Origin of the sequence: Mycetocola sp. BIGb0189, from assembly GCF_024810155.1 — a bacterium.
Lineage (GTDB): Bacteria > Actinomycetota > Actinomycetes > Actinomycetales > Microbacteriaceae > Mycetocola > Mycetocola lacteus.
The window spans coordinates 212,826-234,829 of record NZ_JANUED010000002.1; the positions used below are offsets into that span (position 1 = coordinate 212,826).

Annotated in this window: 20 protein-coding genes; 9 read left to right on the forward strand and 11 right to left on the reverse strand. The window is 66.6% G+C overall.

All coding sequences use genetic code 11. From position 1 onward, the window contains the following. Nucleotides 1–44: 44 nt before the first annotated feature. The 3 genes from M2390_RS03415 to M2390_RS03425 are packed head-to-tail and all read right to left on the reverse strand — an operon-like array spanning nt 45 to nt 3,084. Nucleotides 45–1,238, reverse strand: coding sequence for an Mrp/NBP35 family ATP-binding protein (locus tag M2390_RS03415; protein WP_259177054.1), 1,194 nt, complete (start codon nt 1,236–1,238; stop codon nt 45–47). After that, the gene (locus M2390_RS03420; protein WP_030148517.1) at nt 1,235–1,771 is read right to left on the reverse strand and encodes a DUF1003 domain-containing protein; all 537 of its coding nucleotides are present in this window, start codon (nt 1,769–1,771) and stop codon (nt 1,235–1,237) included. Before M2390_RS03420 ends, M2390_RS03415 begins: the two co-directional genes overlap by 4 nt. Continuing rightward, nucleotides 1,771–3,084 carry a magnesium transporter MgtE N-terminal domain-containing protein gene (locus M2390_RS03425; RefSeq protein ID WP_030148518.1) on the reverse strand — a complete coding sequence of 438 codons (1,314 nt, stop codon included), beginning with the start codon at nt 3,082–3,084 and terminating at the stop codon, nt 1,771–1,773. The genes M2390_RS03420 and M2390_RS03425 overlap by 1 nt, the downstream gene beginning before the upstream one ends. 140 nt (nt 3,085–3,224) lie before the next feature. Here M2390_RS03425 and M2390_RS03430 point away from each other — a divergent pair, with 140 nt between their 5' ends. The 3 genes from M2390_RS03430 (at nt 3,225) to M2390_RS03440 (ending at nt 5,409) form a co-directional block, all read left to right on the forward strand. Then, nucleotides 3,225–3,737 carry a general stress protein gene (locus M2390_RS03430; RefSeq protein ID WP_259177055.1) on the forward strand — a complete coding sequence of 171 codons (513 nt, stop codon included), beginning with the start codon at nt 3,225–3,227 and terminating at the stop codon, nt 3,735–3,737. Nucleotides 3,738–3,847: 110 nt separating this feature from the next. Beyond that, nucleotides 3,848–4,876, forward strand: coding sequence for an LLM class flavin-dependent oxidoreductase (locus M2390_RS03435; protein ID WP_259177056.1), 1,029 nt, complete (start codon nt 3,848–3,850; stop codon nt 4,874–4,876). Beyond that, nucleotides 4,873–5,409, forward strand: a complete 537-nt coding sequence (locus M2390_RS03440) for a GNAT family N-acetyltransferase (RefSeq protein ID WP_259177057.1) — start codon at nt 4,873–4,875, stop codon at nt 5,407–5,409. The genes M2390_RS03435 and M2390_RS03440 overlap by 4 nt, the downstream gene beginning before the upstream one ends. Here M2390_RS03440 and M2390_RS03445 read toward each other — a convergent pair. From M2390_RS03445 to M2390_RS03455, 3 genes are all read right to left on the reverse strand, one after another. After that, on the reverse strand, nt 5,354–6,130 hold the full coding sequence (locus M2390_RS03445; protein ID WP_259177058.1) for an HAD family hydrolase: 777 nt from the start codon (nt 6,128–6,130) through the stop codon (nt 5,354–5,356). The two genes, M2390_RS03440 and M2390_RS03445, sit on opposite strands and share 56 nt — an antisense overlap. 112 nt (nt 6,131–6,242) lie before the next feature. Further along, complete coding sequence (locus M2390_RS03450) at nt 6,243–6,959, reverse strand: phosphonatase-like hydrolase (protein WP_259177059.1); 717 nt, start codon at nt 6,957–6,959, stop codon at nt 6,243–6,245. A gap of 31 nt (nt 6,960–6,990) precedes the next feature. Continuing rightward, on the reverse strand, nt 6,991–7,770 hold the full coding sequence (locus tag M2390_RS03455; protein WP_187977791.1) for a GntR family transcriptional regulator: 780 nt from the start codon (nt 7,768–7,770) through the stop codon (nt 6,991–6,993). Nucleotides 7,771–7,935: 165 nt separating this feature from the next. Here M2390_RS03455 and M2390_RS03460 point away from each other — a divergent pair, with 165 nt between their 5' ends. From M2390_RS03460 to M2390_RS03485, 6 genes are read left to right on the forward strand one after another with little or no spacing between them, the layout of a single operon-like run. After that, the gene (locus tag M2390_RS03460; RefSeq protein ID WP_259177060.1) at nt 7,936–9,084 is read left to right on the forward strand and encodes a TIGR03364 family FAD-dependent oxidoreductase; all 1,149 of its coding nucleotides are present in this window, start codon (nt 7,936–7,938) and stop codon (nt 9,082–9,084) included. Nucleotides 9,085–9,118: 34 nt separating this feature from the next. Beyond that, nucleotides 9,119–10,042: a phosphate/phosphite/phosphonate ABC transporter substrate-binding protein gene (locus M2390_RS03465; protein WP_259177061.1), complete on the forward strand. Its 924-nt coding sequence runs from the start codon at nt 9,119–9,121 to the stop codon at nt 10,040–10,042. 4 nt (nt 10,043–10,046) lie between these two features. After that, nucleotides 10,047–10,829 carry a phosphonate ABC transporter ATP-binding protein gene (locus M2390_RS03470; protein ID WP_259177062.1) on the forward strand — a complete coding sequence of 261 codons (783 nt, stop codon included), beginning with the start codon at nt 10,047–10,049 and terminating at the stop codon, nt 10,827–10,829. A gap of 32 nt (nt 10,830–10,861) precedes the next feature. Then, entirely contained in the window at nt 10,862–11,764 is a 903-nt protein-coding gene (gene phnE, locus M2390_RS03475) for a phosphonate ABC transporter, permease protein PhnE (RefSeq protein ID WP_259177063.1), read from the forward strand. Further along, complete coding sequence (locus M2390_RS03480) at nt 11,764–12,576, forward strand: inositol monophosphatase family protein (RefSeq protein ID WP_259177065.1); 813 nt, start codon at nt 11,764–11,766, stop codon at nt 12,574–12,576. Before phnE ends, M2390_RS03480 begins: the two co-directional genes overlap by 1 nt. A gap of 54 nt (nt 12,577–12,630) precedes the next feature. Then, entirely contained in the window at nt 12,631–15,426 is a 2,796-nt protein-coding gene (locus tag M2390_RS03485) for a metallophosphoesterase (RefSeq protein ID WP_259177066.1), read from the forward strand. Nucleotides 15,427–15,579: 153 nt separating this feature from the next. Here M2390_RS03485 and M2390_RS03490 read toward each other — a convergent pair whose 3' ends face one another. The 5 genes from M2390_RS03490 to M2390_RS03510 all read right to left on the reverse strand — a co-directional run bounded on the left by M2390_RS03490 (nt 15,580) and on the right by M2390_RS03510 (nt 21,996). Then, nucleotides 15,580–16,584 carry a carbohydrate ABC transporter permease gene (locus M2390_RS03490; protein WP_396822472.1) on the reverse strand — a complete coding sequence of 335 codons (1,005 nt, stop codon included), beginning with the start codon at nt 16,582–16,584 and terminating at the stop codon, nt 15,580–15,582. Further along, on the reverse strand, nt 16,581–17,519 hold the full coding sequence (locus M2390_RS03495) for a carbohydrate ABC transporter permease (protein ID WP_030148524.1): 939 nt from the start codon (nt 17,517–17,519) through the stop codon (nt 16,581–16,583). The genes M2390_RS03490 and M2390_RS03495 overlap by 4 nt, the downstream gene beginning before the upstream one ends. Before the next feature lie 128 nt (nt 17,520–17,647). Next, nucleotides 17,648–19,027, reverse strand: coding sequence for an ABC transporter substrate-binding protein (locus M2390_RS03500; RefSeq protein WP_259177069.1), 1,380 nt, complete (start codon nt 19,025–19,027; stop codon nt 17,648–17,650). 21 nt (nt 19,028–19,048) lie between these two features. After that, nucleotides 19,049–20,755, reverse strand: a complete 1,707-nt coding sequence (locus M2390_RS03505; RefSeq protein ID WP_259177372.1) for a glycoside hydrolase family 13 protein — start codon at nt 20,753–20,755, stop codon at nt 19,049–19,051. Between the two features lie 209 nt (nt 20,756–20,964). Further along, on the reverse strand, nt 20,965–21,996 hold the full coding sequence (locus M2390_RS03510) for a LacI family DNA-binding transcriptional regulator (RefSeq protein ID WP_259177072.1): 1,032 nt from the start codon (nt 21,994–21,996) through the stop codon (nt 20,965–20,967). Nucleotides 21,997–22,004 lie beyond the last annotated feature (8 nt).

Genomic DNA, 22,004 nt, shown 5'->3' on the forward strand with positions numbered 1-22,004 from the left:
GAGGGAAGATCCCGGCGCAGATTGACGGGCGCGACGTGCCGCGCCTAGCGCGGGCTGAGCCCCAGCTTCACGCCGGCCAGGCTGCGTCCGCCGGTCAGCAGGGTGTCGGCGGCCTTCAGGATCGCGATGCTTGCCGCGTTCTCGGGATCCGACAGAACCACCGGTACCCCGGCGTCCCCGCCGGTGCGCAGCTCGACGCTCAGCGGGACGGAGGCGAGCACCGGAACCGGTCGCTGGGCCACGGTCGAGAGTCGCTCGGCCACCAGATCCCCGCCACCGCTGCCAAACAGGTCCAGCACGGTGCCGTCGGGCTGCACGAGCCCCGCCATGTTCTCGATCACACCGGCGATGCGCTGCCCGGTCTGCACGGCCAGGGTACCCGAGCGCTCTGCCACCTCGGCGGCTGCCAGCTGCGGGGTCGTGACCACCACCACCTCGGCATTGGGCAGCAACTGCCCGATCGAGATGGCGATATCGCCGGTGCCCGGGGGCAGATCCAGTAGCAGCACGTCGAGGTCACCGAAGTAAACATCGGTGAGGAACTGGTTGATGGTGCGGTGCAGCATCGGTCCGCGCCAGGCGACGGCCGCCCGAGGATCATCCAGGAACATGCCGATCGAGATCAGCTTGATACCGTGCGCCACCGGCGGCAGGATCATGTTGTCCAGTCGGGTCGGCTTGACCGGTGACTCGGCGTTCTCTCCGATTCCCAGCAGACCCGGGATCGAGAACCCGTGCACGTCGGCATCCACGATGCCCACCCGCAGCCCGCGCGCGGCAAAGGCCGCCGCCAGGTTGGCGGTGATCGTGGACTTGCCCACGCCGCCCTTCCCGCTGGTGACCGCAAGCACCCGGGTCAGCGTGCCCGGACCAAACGGCATCTCGCGTGCGCCGCGGTCGCCGCGCAGCCGGGTGGTCAGCGCCTCGCGCTGGACCGGGGTCATCACGCCGACGTGCAGGTCCACCGCGGTGACCTCGGGCAGTGAGGTCGCGGCCGCACGCACGGCAGCCTCGATGGCGTTTGCCGCCGGGCACCCCACGATGGTCAGCAGAATGTGGATGTGGGCGATACCCTCGGCATCCACGTCGGCGGATTCCACCATGTCGAGTTCGGTGATCGGACGACGAATTTCGGGATCCTGGACCGTTCCGAGCGCACGCCAGAGTCCCTCATGCCGACTCGGTTCTGCCGCCGAGCCGCCGTTCTGGGAACCGGTGTCTGCGGGAACCTCGCTCACGGTCGCGGCTCCTCCTGGGTGGGGGAGGCCGCGGGTTCACGGTCTCGCTCCAGCTCCTCCAGCAGCGCACGCAGCTCGTGACGGATGAAGTCCTTGGAGGCCAGATCCTTCATCGCCAGGCGCAGCGCCACCACCTCGCGGGCCAGGTATTCGGTGTCGGCGAGGTTGCGCTCGGCGCGCTGACGGTCCTGCTCGATCTGCACGCGGTCGCGGTCATCCTGACGGTTCTGAGCGAGCAGAATCAGCGGGGCGGCGTAGGAGGCCTGCAGGGAGAGGATCAGGGTCAGCGCGGTGAACCCGAACGCCGCCGAGTCGAAACGAATGTTTTCCGGACCCCAGGAGTTGTAGGCGATCCACGCCACACAAAACAGGGTCAGGCCCACCAGGAACCCGGGGGTTCCCATCGCCCGGGCCACCCACTCGGTGAAGCGGCCGAAGCGGTCGCTGCTGTTTTTATCGCGGGATGCCAGGACCGCGCCGCGCAGGCCCTTGGGGGCGTCCAGGCCCGCATCGGTACGTCGCTGCTTTGCCATTATCGTCCCTCCCGAGGTGTGCCATTGGGGTTGCGTGCGGTGTGATGAAAGCGCGACGTACTTCGGCGCACGGGGATATCGGATTCCTGGGTACGCCAGTCATCCGGGAGCAGGAAGTCGAGCACGTCATCGATCGTGACCATGCCCACCAGGCGGTGATTATCGTCCACCACGGGGACGGACACCAGGTCGTAGCTGGCCAGGGTGCGCGCGACCCGCGCCGCCGAGGTATCGGTGGTCAGCGGTTCCAGGCTCTGATCCATGATCGTGCCCAGACGCTCATGCGGGGGATAGCGCAGCATCTTCTGGAAGTGCACCAGGCCCAGGTAGCGACCGGTGGGCGGCTCATACGGGGGCAGGGTGATACACACGGCGGCACCCAGCGCCGGGGCCAACTCGGCCTTGCGCACCAGGGCCAGCGCCTCGGCCACGGTGGAGTCGGCGGAGAGGATGATCGGCTCGGTGGTCATCAAACCACCCGCGGTATCCGGGGCGAAGGTCAGCAGCAGACGAACGTCCTCGGCCTCCTCGGGCTCCATCAGGTCCAGCAGCTGCTCACCGCGCTCCTCGGACATCTGACCGATCAGGTCGGCCGCGTCATCGGGCTGCATGTGGTCCAGCACATCGGCCGCACGCTTATCGCTCAGGCTCGCCAGAATCTGGATCTGGCTGGTCTCGGGCATCTCCTCGAGGGCGTCGGCCAGGCGGTCGTCGGAGAGTTCCCCGGCCACCTCGAGCAGGCGCTCGCCGGGGAGATCGAGCATCGTGTTGGCCAGGTCGGCGGGCTTGAGATCGGTGTAGGTTGCGATCAGGCGCTCGGCCGACTGGGCCTCGCCGTCATCATCCTTCTCACGGATTTCCCGCCAGCTGGCAAACGTGGTGACACCGCGGGCGAACGGGGAGGAGGAGGTCTTGGGGCGGCGCACAAAGTACTGGTTCACCGACCAGTCGCCGGGCCCCTGGGATTCGATGGCCACATCCTCGATGGTGGCCTCGCCGGAACCGTCGTGGAAGATGACCTTGCGGCCCAGCATCTCGGCGATCACGCGCACCTCGCCGCCGCGCTGCTGGAAGCGGCGCACGTTGATCAGGCCGGTCGTGATGACCTGGCCGGCGGAGATCGAGGTGACCCGGCCGATCGAGACAAAGACCCGACGCTTTCCGGGAATCTCCACCACCAGTCCCACCACGCGGGGCGGGTCGTTTTTTCGGTACACCACAAGAACGTCACGCACCTTGCCCACGCGGTCACCCGCGGGGTCAAATACGGTGCACCCAGCAAGTCGGGCGACAAAGACTCGTGTTGTACTCACCTCTCTAATGTAGTCGGGGTTTTGGATGGAACCTACCCGGCGCAGCTCCCGGCGCACATTCGTTCCGCGACCCGATGCGCTGTGGGCGAAAAAAGGGGGATTCTCGGGTCTGCCCGGCACGGGAATGCGAGAATGAGAGCGTGAGTATTCCGCAGACCGGCCGTGGCCGCAACCCGTTTGACGCCCAGCTTCCCGATGGGGAGACGGTGGCGATCTTTGAGAGCTATCAGGACGCCCAGAAGGCCGTCGCGGTGCTGGGCCAGAGCGACTTCCCGGTGCGCGCGGTTGCCATTGTCGGTTCGGACCTGCGCAGCGTCGAGCGGGTCACCGGCAAGATGACCTACGGTCGCGCCGCCGGCTCGGGCGCGCTGAGCGGAGGCTGGATGGGTATCTTCCTGGGCCTGATCCTGGTCATCATGAACCCCACCCTGAATCTCGGGATCGTCGCGGCCGCCGTGTTCCTCGGCGCCGGCTTTGGCATGCTGTTCTCCCTCTTCACCTTCTCCGCCCGCCGACGCCGCAAGGACTTCACCTCGGTGATGCAGATCGTCGCCGCCTCGTACTCGCTGGTGGTGCCCGCCGAAATGGTGGGTCGCGCGCGTAAGCTGCTGAGCGCCGCGCTGGAAAACGGCGGCACCGGCACCACAAACTGACGAGCATTTCGGGACCTCAGATGAACCCGGATGACCGTACATAACAAGACTGTTCTGTTTGATCAGCTCGGGGGATTAGGGTGTGACTACTCGCACCAGAAGGAGACCCCGTGACCTCGACCCTTACCCCCAAAAAGCTGGGGTTTGTGCATCTTGTGCCGATCGATCCGGCGGACCCCGCCCGGGGTTTGGCCGACACCATCGAGCTCTTCCGCTTCGCCGAGTCCCTGGGCTTGGATAGCGGCTGGCTGCGATCCCGGCACCTTCAGCGCGGGCTCGGTTCCCCCGCGGTGCTGTTTGGCGCGCTCGCCCAGCACACCTCCCGGATTGGACTCGGCACCGCGGTGATCCCGGTGGGCCACGAAAACCCATTCCGTCTGGCCGAGGATCTGGGCACCGCCGACCTGCTTTCGGGGGGACGGGTGCTCGCCGGGGTCAGTGTGGGGGCACCGAAGTTCTCCGATGAGGTCAACGACATCGTGTTCGACTCGGGTTGGCGCACCGAGGACTACGGCTACGGTCGAATCCAACGCCTGCACGATCTGATCGACGGCGCACAGGTGCGCGAAATCGAGGAGTACAACGGTATCGGCGGCGACCTGGACACCGAACGGGTGGAACCACACAGCCCGGGACTCGCGAACCGTATCTGGTACGGCGGTGGTTCGCTGCGCTCGGCCGAGTGGGCCGGACAGGCGGGCCTGGGCTGGCTGATGAGCAACATCAGCAGCACCGAAAACGGCGTGCGCGACTTCGGACTGGTGCAGCAGGCGCAGGTGGCCGCGTACCGCGCCGCCCACCCCACCCCCGAGACCTCCAACGCCGTGCTGGCCCGGGTTGTGGTTCCCACCGAGGGGGCAACGCCGGCGCAGCTGGAGCTCTACCGCGACTATGTTGAGCGGCGTACCCCGCGCACCCGTGAGGTCCACGGACCGCGCACGATCATCGCCCCGGACATCCTGGGTTCCACCGCGGAGATTGTAGACAGCATTGCCCAGGATCCCGGATTCGCCGCGGCGGATGACTACCTGGTCGAGCTGCCGTTCGAGTTTGGCCTGGACGAGTGGAAGCACATTCTGGAGCAGGTTGCCACGGAAATCGGCCCGGCCCTCGGCTGGACTCCGGGCGGTGCCGCATGAGCGGGGACGTGCTGATTCGGTTGGCTCGCCCGGACGAGTTTGAGGCGATCGACACCCTGATCCGTGCCGCCTACACCCACGACTACGGGGAGAAGGGCCACGCCACCGATGCGATGCAGTTCGCCTCGACCCGTGCACAAAACTACGACGTATGGGTGGCCGAGGACACCACGGGCACCCTGGTGGGCAGTGTCACCACGCGTCGGATCGGGGTCCCTCCGCTGCACGAGGATGTTCGTGAGGATGAGCTGGATCTGCGCCTGCTGGGCGTCGCCCCCGAGGCACGCCGACGGGGGATCGCCGCCGCCCTGATGCAACACGTCATCAACAACGCCCGTGGCCTGGGGTGGCACGGGGTGTTCCTCAAGACCGGGCCGGGTATGACCGGGGCCCACGGCCTCTACGAACACCTGGGCTTTATCCGCGTCCCCGAGCGAGACGGACTGTGGATTGGCGGGCGGAAGGTCCTCGACCTGTTTACCTACGTGTATCCACTGGTCGACGCGGCGGGTTCGGAGCGGCTGGCCAGCTAGCGTCGGCGCTCAGCCCCAACAGCTCGGGAATCGCGGTGATCCCGTCGAGAACCCGAACCCGGGGATCCGCCGACGTGCTCAACCCGGCCTCTCGAAAATCGGCCGCGGTATGCTCGCCACCGAGGATTCCCACCGCATGTGCGGCCCCGGCATAGAGACCCGCCTGCAGATCGGCCACCGAATCACCCGCGCTCAGGACCCGGGCAGAGTCAAGAACTCCGGTCCGCTCCATCGCCCGGTGAATCAGGTAGGGGGCGGGAGAGAGCTGGGACACCTCCTCACCACACACCAGCGCGTCGATGGTGACCGCATTATCCTCCCCGGGAGCGCCCACCCGCCAGCCCAATCGGGCGAGAATTGCCGTGGCTACCGGACGGGCAAGGGCCGTGGTGAGTACGATCCGGATCCCCGCCGCACGCAGGGTACGGAGCGTGGCCGCTGCCCCGGGGAGCGGTCGCGGCACCAGGCTGAGGGAATAGCTGTCCCTCAGCGCCAGATAACGAGCATATGCGTGGGCAACCACCGAAGCCGTGACGCTCCCGCCGCCGAGTTCGATCAGCGCGGCCAGGGCCGTATGTTTATCGGCGCTCATCCATGCCAGCAAATCGTGGGGATCCACGCCCACCCCGCACTCGCGCACGGCGTCCTCCAGCGCGCGGTAGACGGCCTGGCCGTCATCAATGGTGGTACCCGAGAAGTCAAAAACCGCGAGCTGAATCATGAGGTCTCCCAGCACTGGGGGATATCCGCCGCGGCCGATACCCGATCAGGTTGTGGCACTTACCGTGACTATAGGCTCGCTCATCTCGTCTTTTTGCGCAACCCGCCGGGATTCATTTGTCGTTCATGTGGGCGGGAATCTCGGCTACCGACGCGAGGATACTCACCCGCTGGTGAGATTCCCGGGAAAAACCGGCGTCGGCGAAGTCTTGAGCGGTGAGCTCCCCGGTGAGAACTCCCACCGTATGGGCGACCCCGGCGTTGATGCCCGCCTGAACATCCACCACCGTGTCCCCGGCGGTGAGGACCCGGGCCACATCCACGACGCCGGTGCACTCCATCGCCCGGTGGATCAGATAGGGCGCCGGGCGGCCCGCAGCCACCTCGTCTCCACACACCAGCGCGTCGATGCTGACCGTGTTGTCCGCGGTTGGTGCACCGATCTGCCAGCCCAACCCGTCCAGGATCCCGGTCGCCACCGCGCGGGTAAACCCGGTGGTCAACGCGATTTGAATCCCCTCGGCGCGGAGCTGCCGCAGGGTTTCGGGAATACCCGGCAGCGGTTTCGGGGGCCGAGCCGCGTAGTTCTCGGCCAGGATTTTGGCGAACCGGCTGTAGGCGGCGTCGATCAGTTCCGGGGTCGCGGTGCCGCCACCGAGGGTGATCAGCGCCGACAGCGCCGCATGCTTCTCGGTGCCCATCCAGGTCTGGAGGTCACCCGGGGCCACCGTGGCACCGGTCTCGCGCACCGCCTCGGCGAGCGCAAGATACACCGCACCGCCATCGTCGATCGTGGTACCGGCCATATCAAATACTGCGAGCTGAATCATGAGTCTCCGGGGTGTTGGGGGATGGGGGGAATTAGGGGAGGGCTGAGAGTCCCTCGGGGGCCGCTCCGACCACGGCGCGGGTGAGGGGAGTGCGGTGCTCGGCGGAGTTTTCCACCACGAAGGTGGCCATGCTGGGCAGGTAGCGATCATCGGCGGATTCCAGCACGTCGCCGTTCTGGTCGAAGGAGACTCGGCGAACCCGCAGCAGGGGCCCGCCCACCGGGACGCGCAGCCACTCGGCATCCAGCTGATGGGCGGCCACCGCGTCGATCACGTGCCGAGCCCGAACCGGGGAAATGTTGAGGGCGCGCATGTTTTGGTAGATGCTGCCGTTGTCGAGGTCGGCGCTGATCAGGTGTCTTCCGATTCGGAAGGGGAAGAGCGAGCGTTCAAGCATCGCCGGTTCCCCATCCAGGAGGCGCAGCCGGATAATCTCGACCACCTGCTCATCGAGTTCGATCTCAAGCTCCCGGGCAACCTCCTCCGAGGCGGGTCTGCGCGCGGCCTCGATCACACGCTGCCCCGGCGTGTAACCCAGGTCGCGCGCCCACTCGGTGAAGGACATAAACGTGTCAAAGGACTGCAGCGGAACGGCGCGGTTCACCCGCGGTGGGGCACCGCGACCGCCGACGATCATGCCCTCGGAGCGGAGGGCGGCGAGTGCCTGGCGCACGGGTCCACGCGAGGTCCCGAACTCCTCGGCGAGCTCCTTTTCACTCGGGACGCGCTCACCCTGACGCCAGTCTCCCGAGCGAATGCGCTGGATCATCGTGTCGTAGAGCCGCGTGTGCAGCGGTGTCGATTCGGTCATGACCACAAGCATAGAACCTGTCTTTACATCCTCTGTACAAGTCACCTGATAAGTGCATGAACGAAACGTGACTGATTGCCAACTAGACGGGCTTTTCGGTTAACTCCCGCGGAATTACGCCGAAAAAAGTTGTCATGACTAGTTTCGAGCGAGCAAGCTCGAACCATGACAACAACGCATACAACGCCGCACATCGTGATCGTCGGCGCCGGCATTATCGGTCTGTCCCACGCGGTGGCCGCGCTGGATGCCGGATACCGGGTCACGGTGCTGGAACAGGATGCCCGGGCCGTGGGCGCCAGCATTCGAAACTTTGGGCACCTGGGATTCGGGGCTCACGGTGGGCCCCTCGCGGGCCTCGCCGACGAGGCCCGCATCCTGTGGCCGAGTATCGCCGAGCGGGCGGGGATCGACATCCATCCCACCGGCACCCTGGTGCTGGCCCGGGACGAGGCCGAGCGTGCGGTCCTGACCGAGGCCCGGAGCCAGGAGCGCTTCGCCCACGCGGTTCCGGTGGATGCTCGTGGTGTCGCCGAGATGCTGGGCCGACCGGAGGTGGACCCGGAGTTCCGGGGCCTGCTGCTGCCGGGCGACCTCACCGTCAACCCGCGTGGGGCGGTGGCCGCGATCGCCGCCTGGGTGGATGCGCATGAGCGTGGAGCCTTGCGGTTTTCCACGACGGTGCACGCGGTCTCCCAGGGTGTTGTCAGCACCTCCCGCGGCGAGATTACCGCCGACCACGTGATCATCGCCGCCGGACACCTGCTGGGACGGCTCTTCCCCGACATCGCCGAGGAATACGGGATCGGCGAGTGTGCCCTGCAGATGCTGCGCGTCCGGGAACCCGAAGCCGAGCAGGTACGTCCCGCGGTCCTCACCGGAACCTCGATGCTGCGCTACTCGGCCTTTTCCGGTCCCGCAGTAGACGCGCTGCGCACACACCTGGAACGCACTCGCCCGGACCTCCTGGAGATGGAGGCCAACCTGATGCTGACCCGGCACCCCGACGGCACAATCCTGATCGGCGACACCCACGCGGCTCACCAGAGTGCCCCACCATTCCTCAACGAAACGTGGTCCGCCACGGTCCTCACCGAGCTGGCCGATGTACTCGGTTCCGGGCCGCTTGAGGTCCTCGAACGCTGGCAGGGTGTCTACGCCCAGAGCGCCAACCACGACATCGTGAGTGTGCAGCCGGCCCCCGGTATCACCGCGATCACGGTGACCACCGGCATCGGCATGACCCTGGGGCCCGCGCTCGGCGCGCGCACCCTGGCCGCCCTCAACCTTTCCCTCCCCGCAACACACAGCTAACCCCCTCTCATACCCATCCCTCCCAAGGAGAATCATGAAAAAGAATCCCGTCCTGATCGCCTCGGCCGCCGCCCTGGTGGCCCTGGGCCTGTCCGCCTGCTCGAGCCCCGCCTCCGGCGACAGCTCCGCCCAGCCCGAGGGTGCCTCGAACGTGTGCCCCAACGGCAAGATCCGCATGGGCATCCTGCCCTATGAGGACCCCGACAAACTTGAGCCGGCCTACCAGGTGCTGGCCGCGGCCCTGTCCAAGAAGCTGGATTGCCCGGTCGAGGTGAGCATCACCGAGGACTACGCGGCCGAGGTGCTGGCCATGGAGAACGACCAGCTGGAAATCGCCCAGTTCGGTCCGCTCGGTTTCGTGTTTGCCAGCCAGCGTGCCGACGCGATCCCGATGGTGTCCTTCGGCGATGCCGACGGCAAGCCCACCACCTACACCGGCGGAATCTGGGTACCCAACGACTCCCCGATCAAGACCCTGGAAGACCTCAAGGGCCACACCCTCGCCCTCGGCAGCCCCGGCTCAACCTCGGGTGATGCCCTGCCGATGTCCGCGCTGACCGACGCCGGAATCGTGGACGAGGTCACCGCCGACTACGCCGGTGGACACCCCGAGGCTCTGCTCGCCCTGGTTAATGGCACCGTGGACGCCGCCCAGATCAACTCGCAGACCCTCGCCACCGCCACCGCCAAGGGCACATTCGACGAGACCAAGTTCCGCCAGGTCTGGAAGTCGAAGGACATCCCCAACGACCCGGTGACCGTGCGCGGAAACCTCCCCAAGGAGTTCCAGAAGACCGTGACCGACGCCCTGCTGAGCCTCGACACCGCCGATGTGGAAAAGGTCAGCGCGTTCCTCGGCGTCAAGAACGCCGGACCGCTGATCCCGGTCACCAAGGACACCTACCAGCCGCTGTTTGACCTGGCCAAGACCATGGGTCTCACCGAGAAGGACGTCTAGTCCGATGAATACCCTCACCGCGCGCGGCACCACCGCATCGGACTCCACCGCCGAGGTTCTCCTGGATGTCCACGCGCTGTCCAAACGTTTCGGCGACCGGACCGTGCTGCGAGAGCTGAGCATGCGGGTCCACGCGGGGGAGGTGGTGGCTTTCCTCGGGGCAAACGGTTCGGGGAAGTCCACCACGCTGCGCGCGGTGAATGGGTTGATCGAGGCCGACGCCGGCGACATCACCATCGCCGGGGTCAACCTCAACGAGGCGAGCCCCCACCGCCGCGCCGAGGCCCGGCACACCGCCGCAACCGTGTTCCAGAAGATCCACCTGGTGGGTCGGCGCACCGTCTTACAAAACGTCTGTGCGGGCGGGTTTTCCCGGCTGCCCATCTGGCGTTCGATCCCGCCGCTGTTCGGGCGTGAACTGCGTGAGGAGGCGATGGCCTGCCTGGATCGGGTGGGCCTCGCCGACCGTGCACACGACCGTGCGGGCAGTCTGTCCGGCGGGCAGCAGCAGCGCGTCGCGATCGCCCGGGCGCTATGCCAGCGCCCGCGGATCATCCTCGCCGATGAGCCGGTCTCGGCGCTTGATCCCCGCTCCGCCGACGACGTGATGGCGCTCCTGCGTGCCCTCGCGGTGGAGGAGGGGCTCGGCATCGCCGCGGTGCTCCACCAGCCCGAGCTCGCCCAGAAATACGCCCACCGCATCATCGGACTGCGCGACGGGGTTTTGAGCTTTGATGCCCCGACCGCCGAGGTCGCCCCCGAACAGATCCAGGCGCTCTACCGATGAGCGGCCCGGGCACCCAACCAGCGAGGATCCCCGTGATCGACACCGATACACCCCACAGCCGCACCGACGCGCACGGTCCCGATCCCCGCCCCGCCGGCGAACGAACCCGCCAGCGCGCCGCATCCCGAACACTCGTGCGCACGCTTCCCGTCCCGCCGGATTCGCGAGCGCCGTGGCGCGCGGGATCCTGGACCATGATCATCGCGGTTTTGGTGGTCCTGCACCTGCTGGCCTTCCAGGCCACCGACTTCCGGCCCGAGGCCCTGGTGAGCGGTGCCCGCGGCATGGCGAACTTCCTCGCCGAGGCGATTCCGCCAGACCTCAGTCCCAAGGTCATCGGCGCGGGCGTCTCCGGCGCGCTGACCACCCTGTGGATCGGTTTGCTGGGCACCACCATCTCGATCCCGTTTGCGCTGCTGCTCGCGGTCCTCGGGGCGCGAACCACCTCACCCAACACCGTGGTGTATCAGATCGCCCGCGCCATCCTGTCCTTCTTCCGCGCGGTTCCCGACATCGTGTTTGCGCTGATCTTTGTGACCGCGGTGGGCCTGGGGCCCTTCGCCGGGGTACTCGCGCTGATCTGTCACAACACCGGGGTAATGGGCAAGCTGTGGTCCGAAGCCATGGAGGATGTGGATCCCGGACCCGAGCAGGCGCTGCGCACCGCGGGGGCGAACCGGTTCCAGATCGTCGCCAACGCAACCGTTCCCTCGGTGCTGCCCCAGCTCACCGGGCTGCTGCTCTACCGCTTCGACGTGAACGTACGCTCCTCGCTGGTGCTGGGTCTGGTGGGGGCCGGGGGCATCGGTCTGCTGATTAACAAGTCCATCAAGACCTTCCAGTTCGACACCATGTTGACCTATCTGATCATCGTCCTGATCCTCATCATCGTGGTGGATCTCGCCTCGGCCTGGATTAGAAAGCGACTTGCCTAATGGTCCTGCTCACCGAAACCATCCCCGCCGGACTACGTGCCGATGACCTGACCTTTGCCCGCGAACTGGCGGCGCTCGCCGATTCAATCAGCCTGCCGCGCTATACCGAATCAACCCTGAGTCACGGTCTCAAGGCCGATGGCTCGGTGGTCACCGAGGCCGATACGGCGACCGAGCGCGCGCTGCGTGCGGCGATTGAAGCGGCCCGCCCCGAGGACGGTTTCTTCGGTGAGGAGACCGGTGAACACACCGGCAGCGGCACCCGACGCTGGATCATCGATCCGATCGACGGAACCGCGAACTTCCTGCGCGGGGTTCCCAACTGGGGCACCCTGATCGCGCTGGAAATCGACGGCGAACCGGTGCTCGGCGTGGTGTCGGCTCCGGCGCTCGGCCTGCGCTGGTGGGCTCAGTCCGGCGGCGGTGCCTGGCGTCAGCACGGCACCGCCGAGCCCACCCGGCTGCGGGTCAGCACGGTGGAGCGCCTCGACCAGGTCTCGCTGAGCTTCCAGGCAGTCGAGTCCTGGGCCAAGACCGGTCACCTCGATGCGCTGCTCGACCTGTGCGCCGAGGTCTGGCGAGACCGCGCCTACGGCGACCTCTGGTCCTACATGCTGCTGGCCGAGGGGGCGCTGGATGCCGTCTGCGAGTTCAACGTGTTTGCCTACGATCTCGCCGCGGTGATCCCGATCGTGCGCGAAGCCGGCGGTACCTGCACCGACGTGAACGGCGTCTCCTCCCACAGCTCGGGCAATCTACTGGCCACCAACGGCCGCATCCACGAGCAGATCCGTTCGCGGATCACCCGCTAACCCCACAGTCCTTTCCTCCCCATACCCACCATCCCCGTCAAGGAGTATTACCCCATGAAATCGCATCCCCTTGGTGCGCCTGCGGTCGGATCGAATCAGGTCGGTTCCGAATCGTTTGCCCATCGCTCGATCTCCGGTCGCGGTATCCGCCGCACCGCAGCCGCCGCTGTCCTCTGTGCCCTCTTGAGCGGGTTCGGTGTGGCACCCGCTTTTGCCGCCAACCCGCTCGGTCAGGATTTTGAGAGTGCCGCCAATGCACAGACCGCCCCGGCCGGCTGGAGCGTCGACAATGTCAACACCGCCGGCATGAAGCTCGGCTGGGAGGGATGGAGCTTCCACACCGTTCCCGAGGTCACCACCGCGTTCCCCGGATCCGGACGACAGGGCGAGTTCACCCGGGCCTCGGGCAAGGTCGCCGTGGTGCAGTCGGACACCAACCGTCCCACCGCAGACCGGTTTACCTCAACCCTGTGGTCCGAACCGATGGCGCTGACCGAGAAGACCGGTGCGGCCAGCGTCAGTTTTGACTCGCACTACCGCCAGGGTGTGCAGCCGCAAAACGCGCGACTGGTGGCACGCTTTGATGGTGGCCCGGAGGTCCTGGTGGAGAATTTTGCCGGCGACCGATTCAACCAGGCCGTGACCGCCTCGGTCGATACCCCCGCCACCGCCTCGACCGTGGAATTCGGGTGGAGCTACCGGCAGAGCCAGGACAACTGGTACTGGATGATCGATAATGTGAGCATGCGTGAGAGTGCGCCCGCCGATGTGCGGCCGAGTGTGCGCGGGACCGAGAAGCCGGTGGTGGCACCCGGTTCCAGCGCCGTGATTACCCTGGCGGGACTGCGTCCCGGCCAGCAGGTCAGCGCGGTCCTGGGCACGGGCACCCCGCTGTCCGGCATTCCCGCAGTGGGTGCCGATGGCACCACCACGATTCGGGTGGCGATCCCCGCCGGTACCGCCAACGGTGTGCAGCCCCTGCGTCTGGGTGGCCCGGGCATCATCGAGACCACGATCCCGGTGACCGTCTATGCCTCCACCGGTGCGGCGATGGCCACGACCGAGAAGAAGGTCTGGTTTGACGGGTTTGAAACCCCCGAGACCTGGACCATCCCCGCCGACAGCGGATGGAACATCTCGACCCTCGACAACATCGTGACTCAGTGGGGAACGGACCGGCGTCAGGCATTCACCCTCGCCGATGGCAAGCTCGCAGCGATCGATACCGCCCGCGGTGCCGTTGCCGGAACCCTCACCTCCGCCGCGGTACCGGTACGCGCCGGGGACACCCTGGAGGCCCGGGTGGACAGTCACTTCCGTGCCCGCGGCACCGCAGGTCAGAGCGGAACCGTGGTGGCCGTGTACTCCACCGGGGAGCGCGAAACCCTGCGCACGCTGACCTCCACCGAGGAGGCGGCCGGGCTGCGTTTGCCGCTGCACATCCCCGCCGGGGCCACCGACGTCCGCCTGGAATTCGCCTTCCTGGGGGCCGCCGGAACCGGCTCCTGGATGGTGGATAACGCTCAGATCGTGCGCGGACTGGGAGACCTGCCCGCGGAGGCCGAATCCAGCGCCCGGGTCGATATTTTCAGCGACGTTCAGGGCGCCACCAGCCGCCTGCAGAATCAGGTGCTGCCCGGGTTCCGCAACCTCGGCGAGCGCGCCGACACCGTCGTCGCCAACGGTGACCTGGTACCCCACGGTTACGCCGAGCGGTACACCGAGTACTACAACGCCTATAACGCGGGCGGCGGAAACCGCTATCCGAACCAGTTCGCCACCATCGGCAACCACGAGTACTTCGGTACCGGCAACATTGACGACTTCCGTAACCGCTTCCTCGACACCACCGGCATGCGAGCTAAGGGTGGCCAGGGCGGTCTCTGGGGTGAGCAGCTGGTTGATGGCAAGCTGCCCATGCTGTGGCTGGGGAGCGAGTACTACGACGACAGTAAGTCGCGTGGATCGGGGCCGTTTGTGCGGATGTCCGACACCCAGTACGAGTGGCTGCGTGACCGCCTGGCCTACTGGAAGTCGCAGAACAAGCCGGTTCTGCTGATGACCCACCACGTGTTTGCCAACTCGGTTTCGGGTACCTACATCAACTTCTACCGCAACGACTACGATCACGACACCGCCCGGGTGGCCGCCCTGCTGCAGGACAACCCCAACGTGACCGTGCTCACCAGTCACACCCACTGGGCGGGAACGCTCAACGACTGGAGTGGGGAGAAGCGTTTTGATCCGACCCGGGCACAGGCGCCCACGATCGTCAACACCGTGGCGGTCACCACCCAGTACGGACCCAGCGGTGACTGGGAGGAGACCGGTAACAGCAATGCCGACCCGGTTGGCCTGCGTGTGGCCCTCTACGAGGACCGACTGCGGGTGAGTGCCTTCTCGTTTGATGCCCAGGCCGTGCCCAGCGAGATCAAGCACATCGACATCGCGATCCCCGGTGAGGAGCCCACCGGCCCGGCTGACCCCGGCCCGACCGACCCGACGCCCGATCCGACCACCGGGCCGACGGATCCGAGCACCGGACCGACGGACCCGAGCAACGGACCCACCGACCCGACCAACGGACCCACGGATCCGACCAACGGACCCACGGATCCGACCAACGGGCCGACCGATCCGACCGGTGCTCCCACCGCCGGTCCCACCGCGGGCCCGACCGGCACCCCCACCACGTCCCCGTCGCCCGGTACCCCCGGTGACACCGCATCCGGCGCACTCCCCGGCACCGGTGCCAGCACCAACGGCCTGCCGCTGTTCGCCGCCGGACTCGGCCTGATCGGACTGCTTCTGTTCGGCCTGCGCCGACGTCGCGGAACCCCCGAGGCGTAGCCGACAGAAGTAAGCCCCGAGGCGTAGCCGACAGAGGTAGGCCCCGAGGCGTAGCCGACAGAGGCAAGCCCCGAGGCGTAGCCCCGCAACCACAAACGCCCACGACCAAATCGGTCGTGGGCGTTTGTGCGTGCGCGGGGGAGGAGTAGGGGGCTAGCCCTTGACCGCTCCACCCATGCCGGCGGACTTCAGGAACAGGCCCTGGAAGATGATGAACAGCACGATCGGCACCAGGGTCGAGATGGCCAGGGCCGCCAGGTAGGTGCCCAGGTCGATGGTCTGCTGCAGCTGCGGCAGGCGCACCGAGAGCGGCTGAACCTCGGGGAGCGCGAGCACCAGCTTGGGCCAGAGGAAGTCCTTCCAGGCGGCAATCACCGCGAAGACCGAGACCACACCGATGATCGGCTTGGACAGCGGCAACACGATCTGCCAGAAGATCCGGAACGATCCGGCCCCCTCGGTGCGTGCGGCCTCGAAGATCTCCGGCGGGAGGTTTTCGAAGAAGCGCTTGACCAGCAGGATGTTGAATGCGTTGGCACCGGCGGGCAGCCACACCGCCCAGAACGTGTTCTGCAGCGAGATGCCCAGGAACGGCACATCGAGGATGGTCAGGTACAGCGGCACCAGCAGCACCACCGAGGGCACAAACAGGGTGGCCAGCACCAGGGCGTTGAGGACCTTGGCGTAGGCGGGCTTGAGGATCGCCAGCACGTATCCGGCGGTCATCGTGACCACCAGCTGCATGACCAGCACACCCAGGGCCACCCACACGGTGTTCATGAACTGGACGTCCAGCCCGATCGTGGTCCACGCCTTGCTGACGTTGTCCCAGGCGAAGCCGTTGGGGAACAGCGCCATCGGGGTGCGCAGGGTGTCCTGGGTGGGGGTGATCGCGGCCTTGGCGAGCCAGAGAATCGGGCCCAGCCCGCCGATGGCGAGCAGCACCAGGAGGGTGATCTGGATTCCGTTGGCGGAGCGACGAATGCCGCGCCGGCTCCACTCATTGGTCGAGATGATCCCGCGCTCATCCGAGGGACCGGCGGCCGCGGGCTTCTTCTTTCCGAAGCGACGGCGACGGGTGGGGGCGGGCACGGTGTCGAGCACCGCGTCGGCGGTCACCGCGACACCGGCGTCGCTACGGGTCGATGTGGTGGTCAATTCTTGCTCCAACCAGAGGTGAGACGGAAGTACACGAAGGACAGCAGGGCGAGGAACAGCGCGAGCATCACGCTCAGCGCGGTTGCCGAACCGTAGTTACCACCGAGGCTGTTTTGGAAGCCGTACCGGTAGATGAGTTGGAGCAGGGTGACCGTGGAGTTGGCCGGTCCACCATCGGTAAACAGGAATGGTTCCAGGAACACCTGCGCGGTGCCGATGATCTGCAGGATCAGGGTGATCAGCAGGACGCCGCGCAGCTGCGGCAGGGTCACGTGCCAGATCTTGCGCCAGATGCCCGCGCCGTCGATCTCGGCGGCATCGTAGAGTTCGGGGGCGACCCCGGTCAGCGCGGCGAGGTAGATGATGATGGTTCCACCGGCGGCGGCCCAGGTGGCCTCCAGCACGATCGAGGGCATCGCCATGGTGGCGTCCTGAATCCAAGGGAAGGGCCCGAGGCCCACCCAGCCCAGCATGGTGTTGAACACACCGTTGGGGCCCGCATCGTAGAAGAACTTCCACAGCAGCACGGCGACCACCGGCGGGATCACCACGGGCAGATACGCGAGTACCGAGTACAGGCCGCGCGCCCGTCGCACCTCGCTCATCAGCACGGCGGCGATCAGCGGAATCGGATATCCGAAGATCAGGGCCAGCAGCGCAAACCAGCCGGTGTTTTGTAGGGCCACCCAGAACACCGGATCCTCCAGCACACGCTGGAAGTTCAGCAGTCCCACCCACTGCGGGTCGGCGATCAGGTTGGTCTTTTGGAAGCTCATCACGAATGCGCGGATGATCGGGTAGAACGAGAACAGCCCAAAGATGATGATCATCGGGGCCGCAAAGAGGAGGTTGGAGAGCCCACCGCCACGCAACCAGGTGCGTGGATTCCGGGCGCGCCGACGCTTGGTCGGAGCGGGTTTGGTGAGGGTGGTCATGGTGGCGGCGGTGCCTTCCTGCACGAGGGAATAACGATGTGTGACCGCGGGGATGGACGGGCCATCCCCGCGGCCGGCGCGAGGGTTATGTCGCGGATGTGACGGGTGTTGCGGGGGAGGACCGGGGGTTAGCCGCGGTCCAGAACGGCCTGCGCGTCGGCGTTGGCCTGCTTGAGCAGGGCGTCGATGTCGGCGTTCTTATCGGTGAGCACGGCCTGGACCACCGGCGAGAGGATGCCGTAGATGTCCTGGGTGCTCTTAGTCGGCTCGATCACCAGCGGCTGGTCGAAGATCTTCGAGGTGAACGGTGCGACCTGGTCCTGGGGGACGTTGATGTAGTCCTTGATCCACTCGCGGGACTCATCCAGGGTGGCCTTGTCGAAGATCGGCAGGGCCGGGGTGCCGACGGCCTGGTTGGCGGCGGCAAGGGTCTTGGCATCGGTGATGGCCGCGTCCTTGTCCAGGTACTTCTGCAGGTAGTAGAAGTTGATCCACTTGACCGCGGCCTTCTTCTGAGCCTCGCTGGCCTTACCGTTGACCACCGAGAGGGTACCGCCGCCGAGCACGGCGCCGTCCTTGCCCTCAAGCGGCAGGGTGGTGATGCCGTAGTGGGCCGGGTCCATCTGGTTTTCGCGGATCAGCGCGGTGTAGAGGTCGCTTCCGCCGGTGAACATGCCGATCTGGCCCGAGGCGAATGCCTTGTTGATGGTTCCCCAGTCGTAGAGGAAGTTCGAGCCCATCGAGTTGTCCTCCCAGCGCAGGTCCTTGAGGAACTGCAGGGACTTCTTGGTGGCGTCGGTGTCGAGGGTCGCGGTGACCTTGTCACCCTTGATCTCCTCCATGCGTCCGCCGTGGGCATAGGTGGCCACGGTGGTCTGCCATCCACCGGTGGCGCCCTGGGTCATCTGCATGTAACCGGCGGCACCGGTCTTCTCGGAGATGGTCTTGGCGGCCGCGCGGACCTCTTCCCAGGTTGTCGGCGGCTTGTCGGGGTCCAGGCCCGCCTGCTTGAACAGGTCGCGGTTGTACTGCAGACCGTTACCGTAGGCCTCGCGCGGGACGGCGAAGATGTGCCCCTTGTCGTCGGTGCCGGCCGAGAGCACGTTCTGGTTGAACTTGTCGTAGAACGGCAGCGCCTTGACCTCTTCGGTGATGTCGGCGATCTGACCGTTTTCGATCAGGGTCTGACCGTCGGTGAAGGGGATGGTGTAGACGATCGGCAGGGTGCCACCGGCGAGCAGCGCGGGGAAGGTGTCGGCCTTCCACTCGTACTCGACCGGCTTGATCTTGATGTCCGGGTTGGCCTTTTCAAACTGCTTGACCTGCTCGTTGAACGCGTCAAACGCCGCCTGCTCGGTTCCGGGGATCAGGCTGACCACCGAGAGCTCAACCTTGCCGTCGGCGGATTCGCCGCCGCCCGGGTTGGCGCCGTTCGAGCAGGAGGCCAGGAGGCCGATTGCTGCCAGTGCGGAGACCGTGAGGGTCAACGCTTTAATGGGTGACTTCATTGTCATTGCCTTTCGTTGTGATTAGTTGGTGCGGGAGGGGTGCTGCGTGAGCCGAAGCCACGCGGTGGTGTCGGCGGGCAGGAGACCGCCTTCGAGGGGGGAACTGGAAAGTAGGAGCTGTGCACGCTCGGGAAGCGCGAAGGGTTCACCGGAGAAGTTGGTGACGCTGATGAATCCGTCGGCTCGGGCGAAGGCCAGCACCTCGGGGCCGAAGCCCGCGTGGTCGGCCGCGGTGAGCCAGCGGAAGGGGCCGTCTCCGAGCGCAGCATCGCGCTCACGGAACTCCAGCATCCGGCGGTACAGGTTCAGCATCGATCCGGGATCCTTGCGCTGAGCCTCAACCGTGTAGGTGTTCCAGTCGGCCGGCTGGGACAGCCAGGTCGGCGCGGTGGAACCCTCGGGTTCGAAGCCGAACGGGGGCTCCTGACCGGACCAGGGCAGCGGCACGCGGCAGCCATCGCGACCCGGGTCCACACCGTTCGAGCGGTGGAACATCGGATCCTGACGCTCCTCATCGGGCAGGTCCTCTACCTCGGGCAGACCGAGCTCGTCGCCCTGCCAGATGTAGAGGGAGCCGGGCAGCGCGGCGGTCAGCAGCGCGGCGGCGCGGGCACGACGGGTACCCAGGGCCAGATCGGTGGGGATCCCGCGACGCTTCTTGAGGAACTCGAACGAGGAGTCCTCACGGCCGTAGCGGGTGACCACGCGGGTCACGTCGTGGTTGGAGAGCACCCAGGTGCAGGGGGCACCGATCGGGGCGTGGGCATCACGCATCAGGTCGATCGAGGCACGCAGCTCCTCGGCCTTCCACTGCCGCGTCATGAAGTCGAAGTTGAATGCGGTGTGCATCTCATCGGGGCGCAGATACGCGGCGAAGCGCTCGGCGTCGGGCAGCCAGATCTCACCGATCAGCGCGCGGCCTCCCAGCGGTGCCCGGTCGCGGTACTCCTCGGCCACCCGGCGCCAGCCGCGGTAGATGGTGTGCAGCTCGTCGCGGTCGGTGTTGGGGTGCTCGCCGGGACCCGGGTTCTCGGGGATCTCGGGCAGGGCGGGGTCCTTAACCAGCAGGGCCGCCGAGTCGATCCGAATGCCCGCTACGCCGCGGTCGAACCAGAAGCGCAGGATGTCCTCGTGCTCCTGGACCACCTCGGGGTGGGACCAGTTGAGGTCGGGCTGTTCGGGATCAAACAGGTGCAGGTACCACTCGCCCGGGGTGCCGTCCGCATTGGTGAGGCGGGTCCAGGTGGGGCCGGCGAAGTTGTTGGGCCAGTGGGTGGGCGGCTGATCGCCGTTTTCGCCGAGTCCCGGGTGGAACCAGAAGCGGGCGCGCTCGGGGGAGCCGGGCTCCGCCGCCAGGGCCTGCTGGAACCAGCGGTGCGCGGCCGAGACGTGGTTGGGGACCACGTCCACGATCGTGCGGATGCCCAGGGCCAGTGCGTCCTGGATCAGTGCCTCGGCCTCGGCCAGGTCTCCGAATGCGGGGTCGATCCGGCGGTAGTTGGCCACGTCGTAGCCGCCATCGGCCAGCGGGGACTCGTACCACGGGGTGTACCAGATCGCGTTGATGCCGAGTTCCTTGAGGTACGGCAGGCGCTGGCGGACTCCGCGGAGGTCGCCGGTGCCGTCGCCGTTACCGTCGGCAAATGAGCGGGGGTAAATCTGATAGATCGTGTCCCCGCGCCACCACGAGTTGGTGGAGGGGGTAAGAAGGGTGCCGAGCGCGTCGATGGACGCCTCGGGGGAGTCGACCGCGGCGGTCGTGGGGTGTTCAACGGTCCTGGACAAACCAGCGCCTCTGTTTCCTGTGCGTAATCCGTGGCGTCACTCGTGTACCGGTTGGGGCAGGAACCCGACCAACGCCGTTGTTGAAACCTAAATGTAAGGGAAGCGACAGAATCACGCAAGAAGGACACAGAACGTAAGAAATTTACAAAGATTTACTCTCTTTTGCGCGCGGAGCGGGTGCGCATCGGCGCGGTGGAGCCTCGCACCACCAGTTCGGGCTCAAACAGGAACTCGTCCCGGGTGGCCGAATCCTCGCCGATCTGACGCAGCAGGAGCTCCACCACCATGCGTCCCATCGTCTCGATCGGCTGACGGATCGTGGTCAGCGGAGGTTCAACCGCGTTCATCAGGGCGGAGTCGTCATAGCCCACCACCGAGACATCGGCGGGCACGCTGAGCCCCGCCCGACGCACCGCACGGATCGCGCCGAGGGCCAGGAGGTCGCTCGCACAGACAAAGGCGGTGGCGTCGGTTTTCTGCAGCAGGCGGGTTGCCGCAACCTGTCCGGCCTCGAGTGAGTAGAGCGAGTGGATGACCCGGTTGCCGTTGAAGTCCACGCCGTTCGCGGCACCCCAGCGCAGCGCGGCCTGATACTTGCGCTGTGAGGGGACGTGGTCCTTGGGGCCCAGAATCAGGCCGATCTGGGTGTGCCCGAGCTGGTGCAGGTGGACCAGCGCCTGCTCCATCGCAACCGCATCGTCGCAGGAAACCGTGGCGACATCCAGGCCCTCGGCCAGGGCGTTGACAAAGACAAACGGCAGGCCGAGCTCGGTCAGGCGGTCGTAGTGTTCGTGGCTGGCGTCGGTCTCCGCGTAGGCGCCGCCGGAGAACACAACTCCGGAAACGCGCTGGGAGAGCAGCAGATCCACATAGTCGGCTTCGGAGATCCCGCCGGTGGTCTGCGTGCACAGCACCGGGGTGTAGCCGTTTTGAGCGAGCGCCCCGGAGACCACCTCGGCGAAGGCGGGGAAGATTGGGTTCTGGAGTTCGGGCAGGACCAGGCCCACCAGGCGGGCGCGTTCCCCGCGCAGACTGGATGGACGCTCATACCCCAGCACGTCGAGGGCGGTGAGCACCGCGTTGCGGGTGGTCTCGGACACCCCCGGTTTTTCGTTGAGGACGCGACTGACGGTCGCCTCACTCACGCCTACCTTGCGGGCTACCTCAGCGAGTCTTCGTGACATGTCGCCAC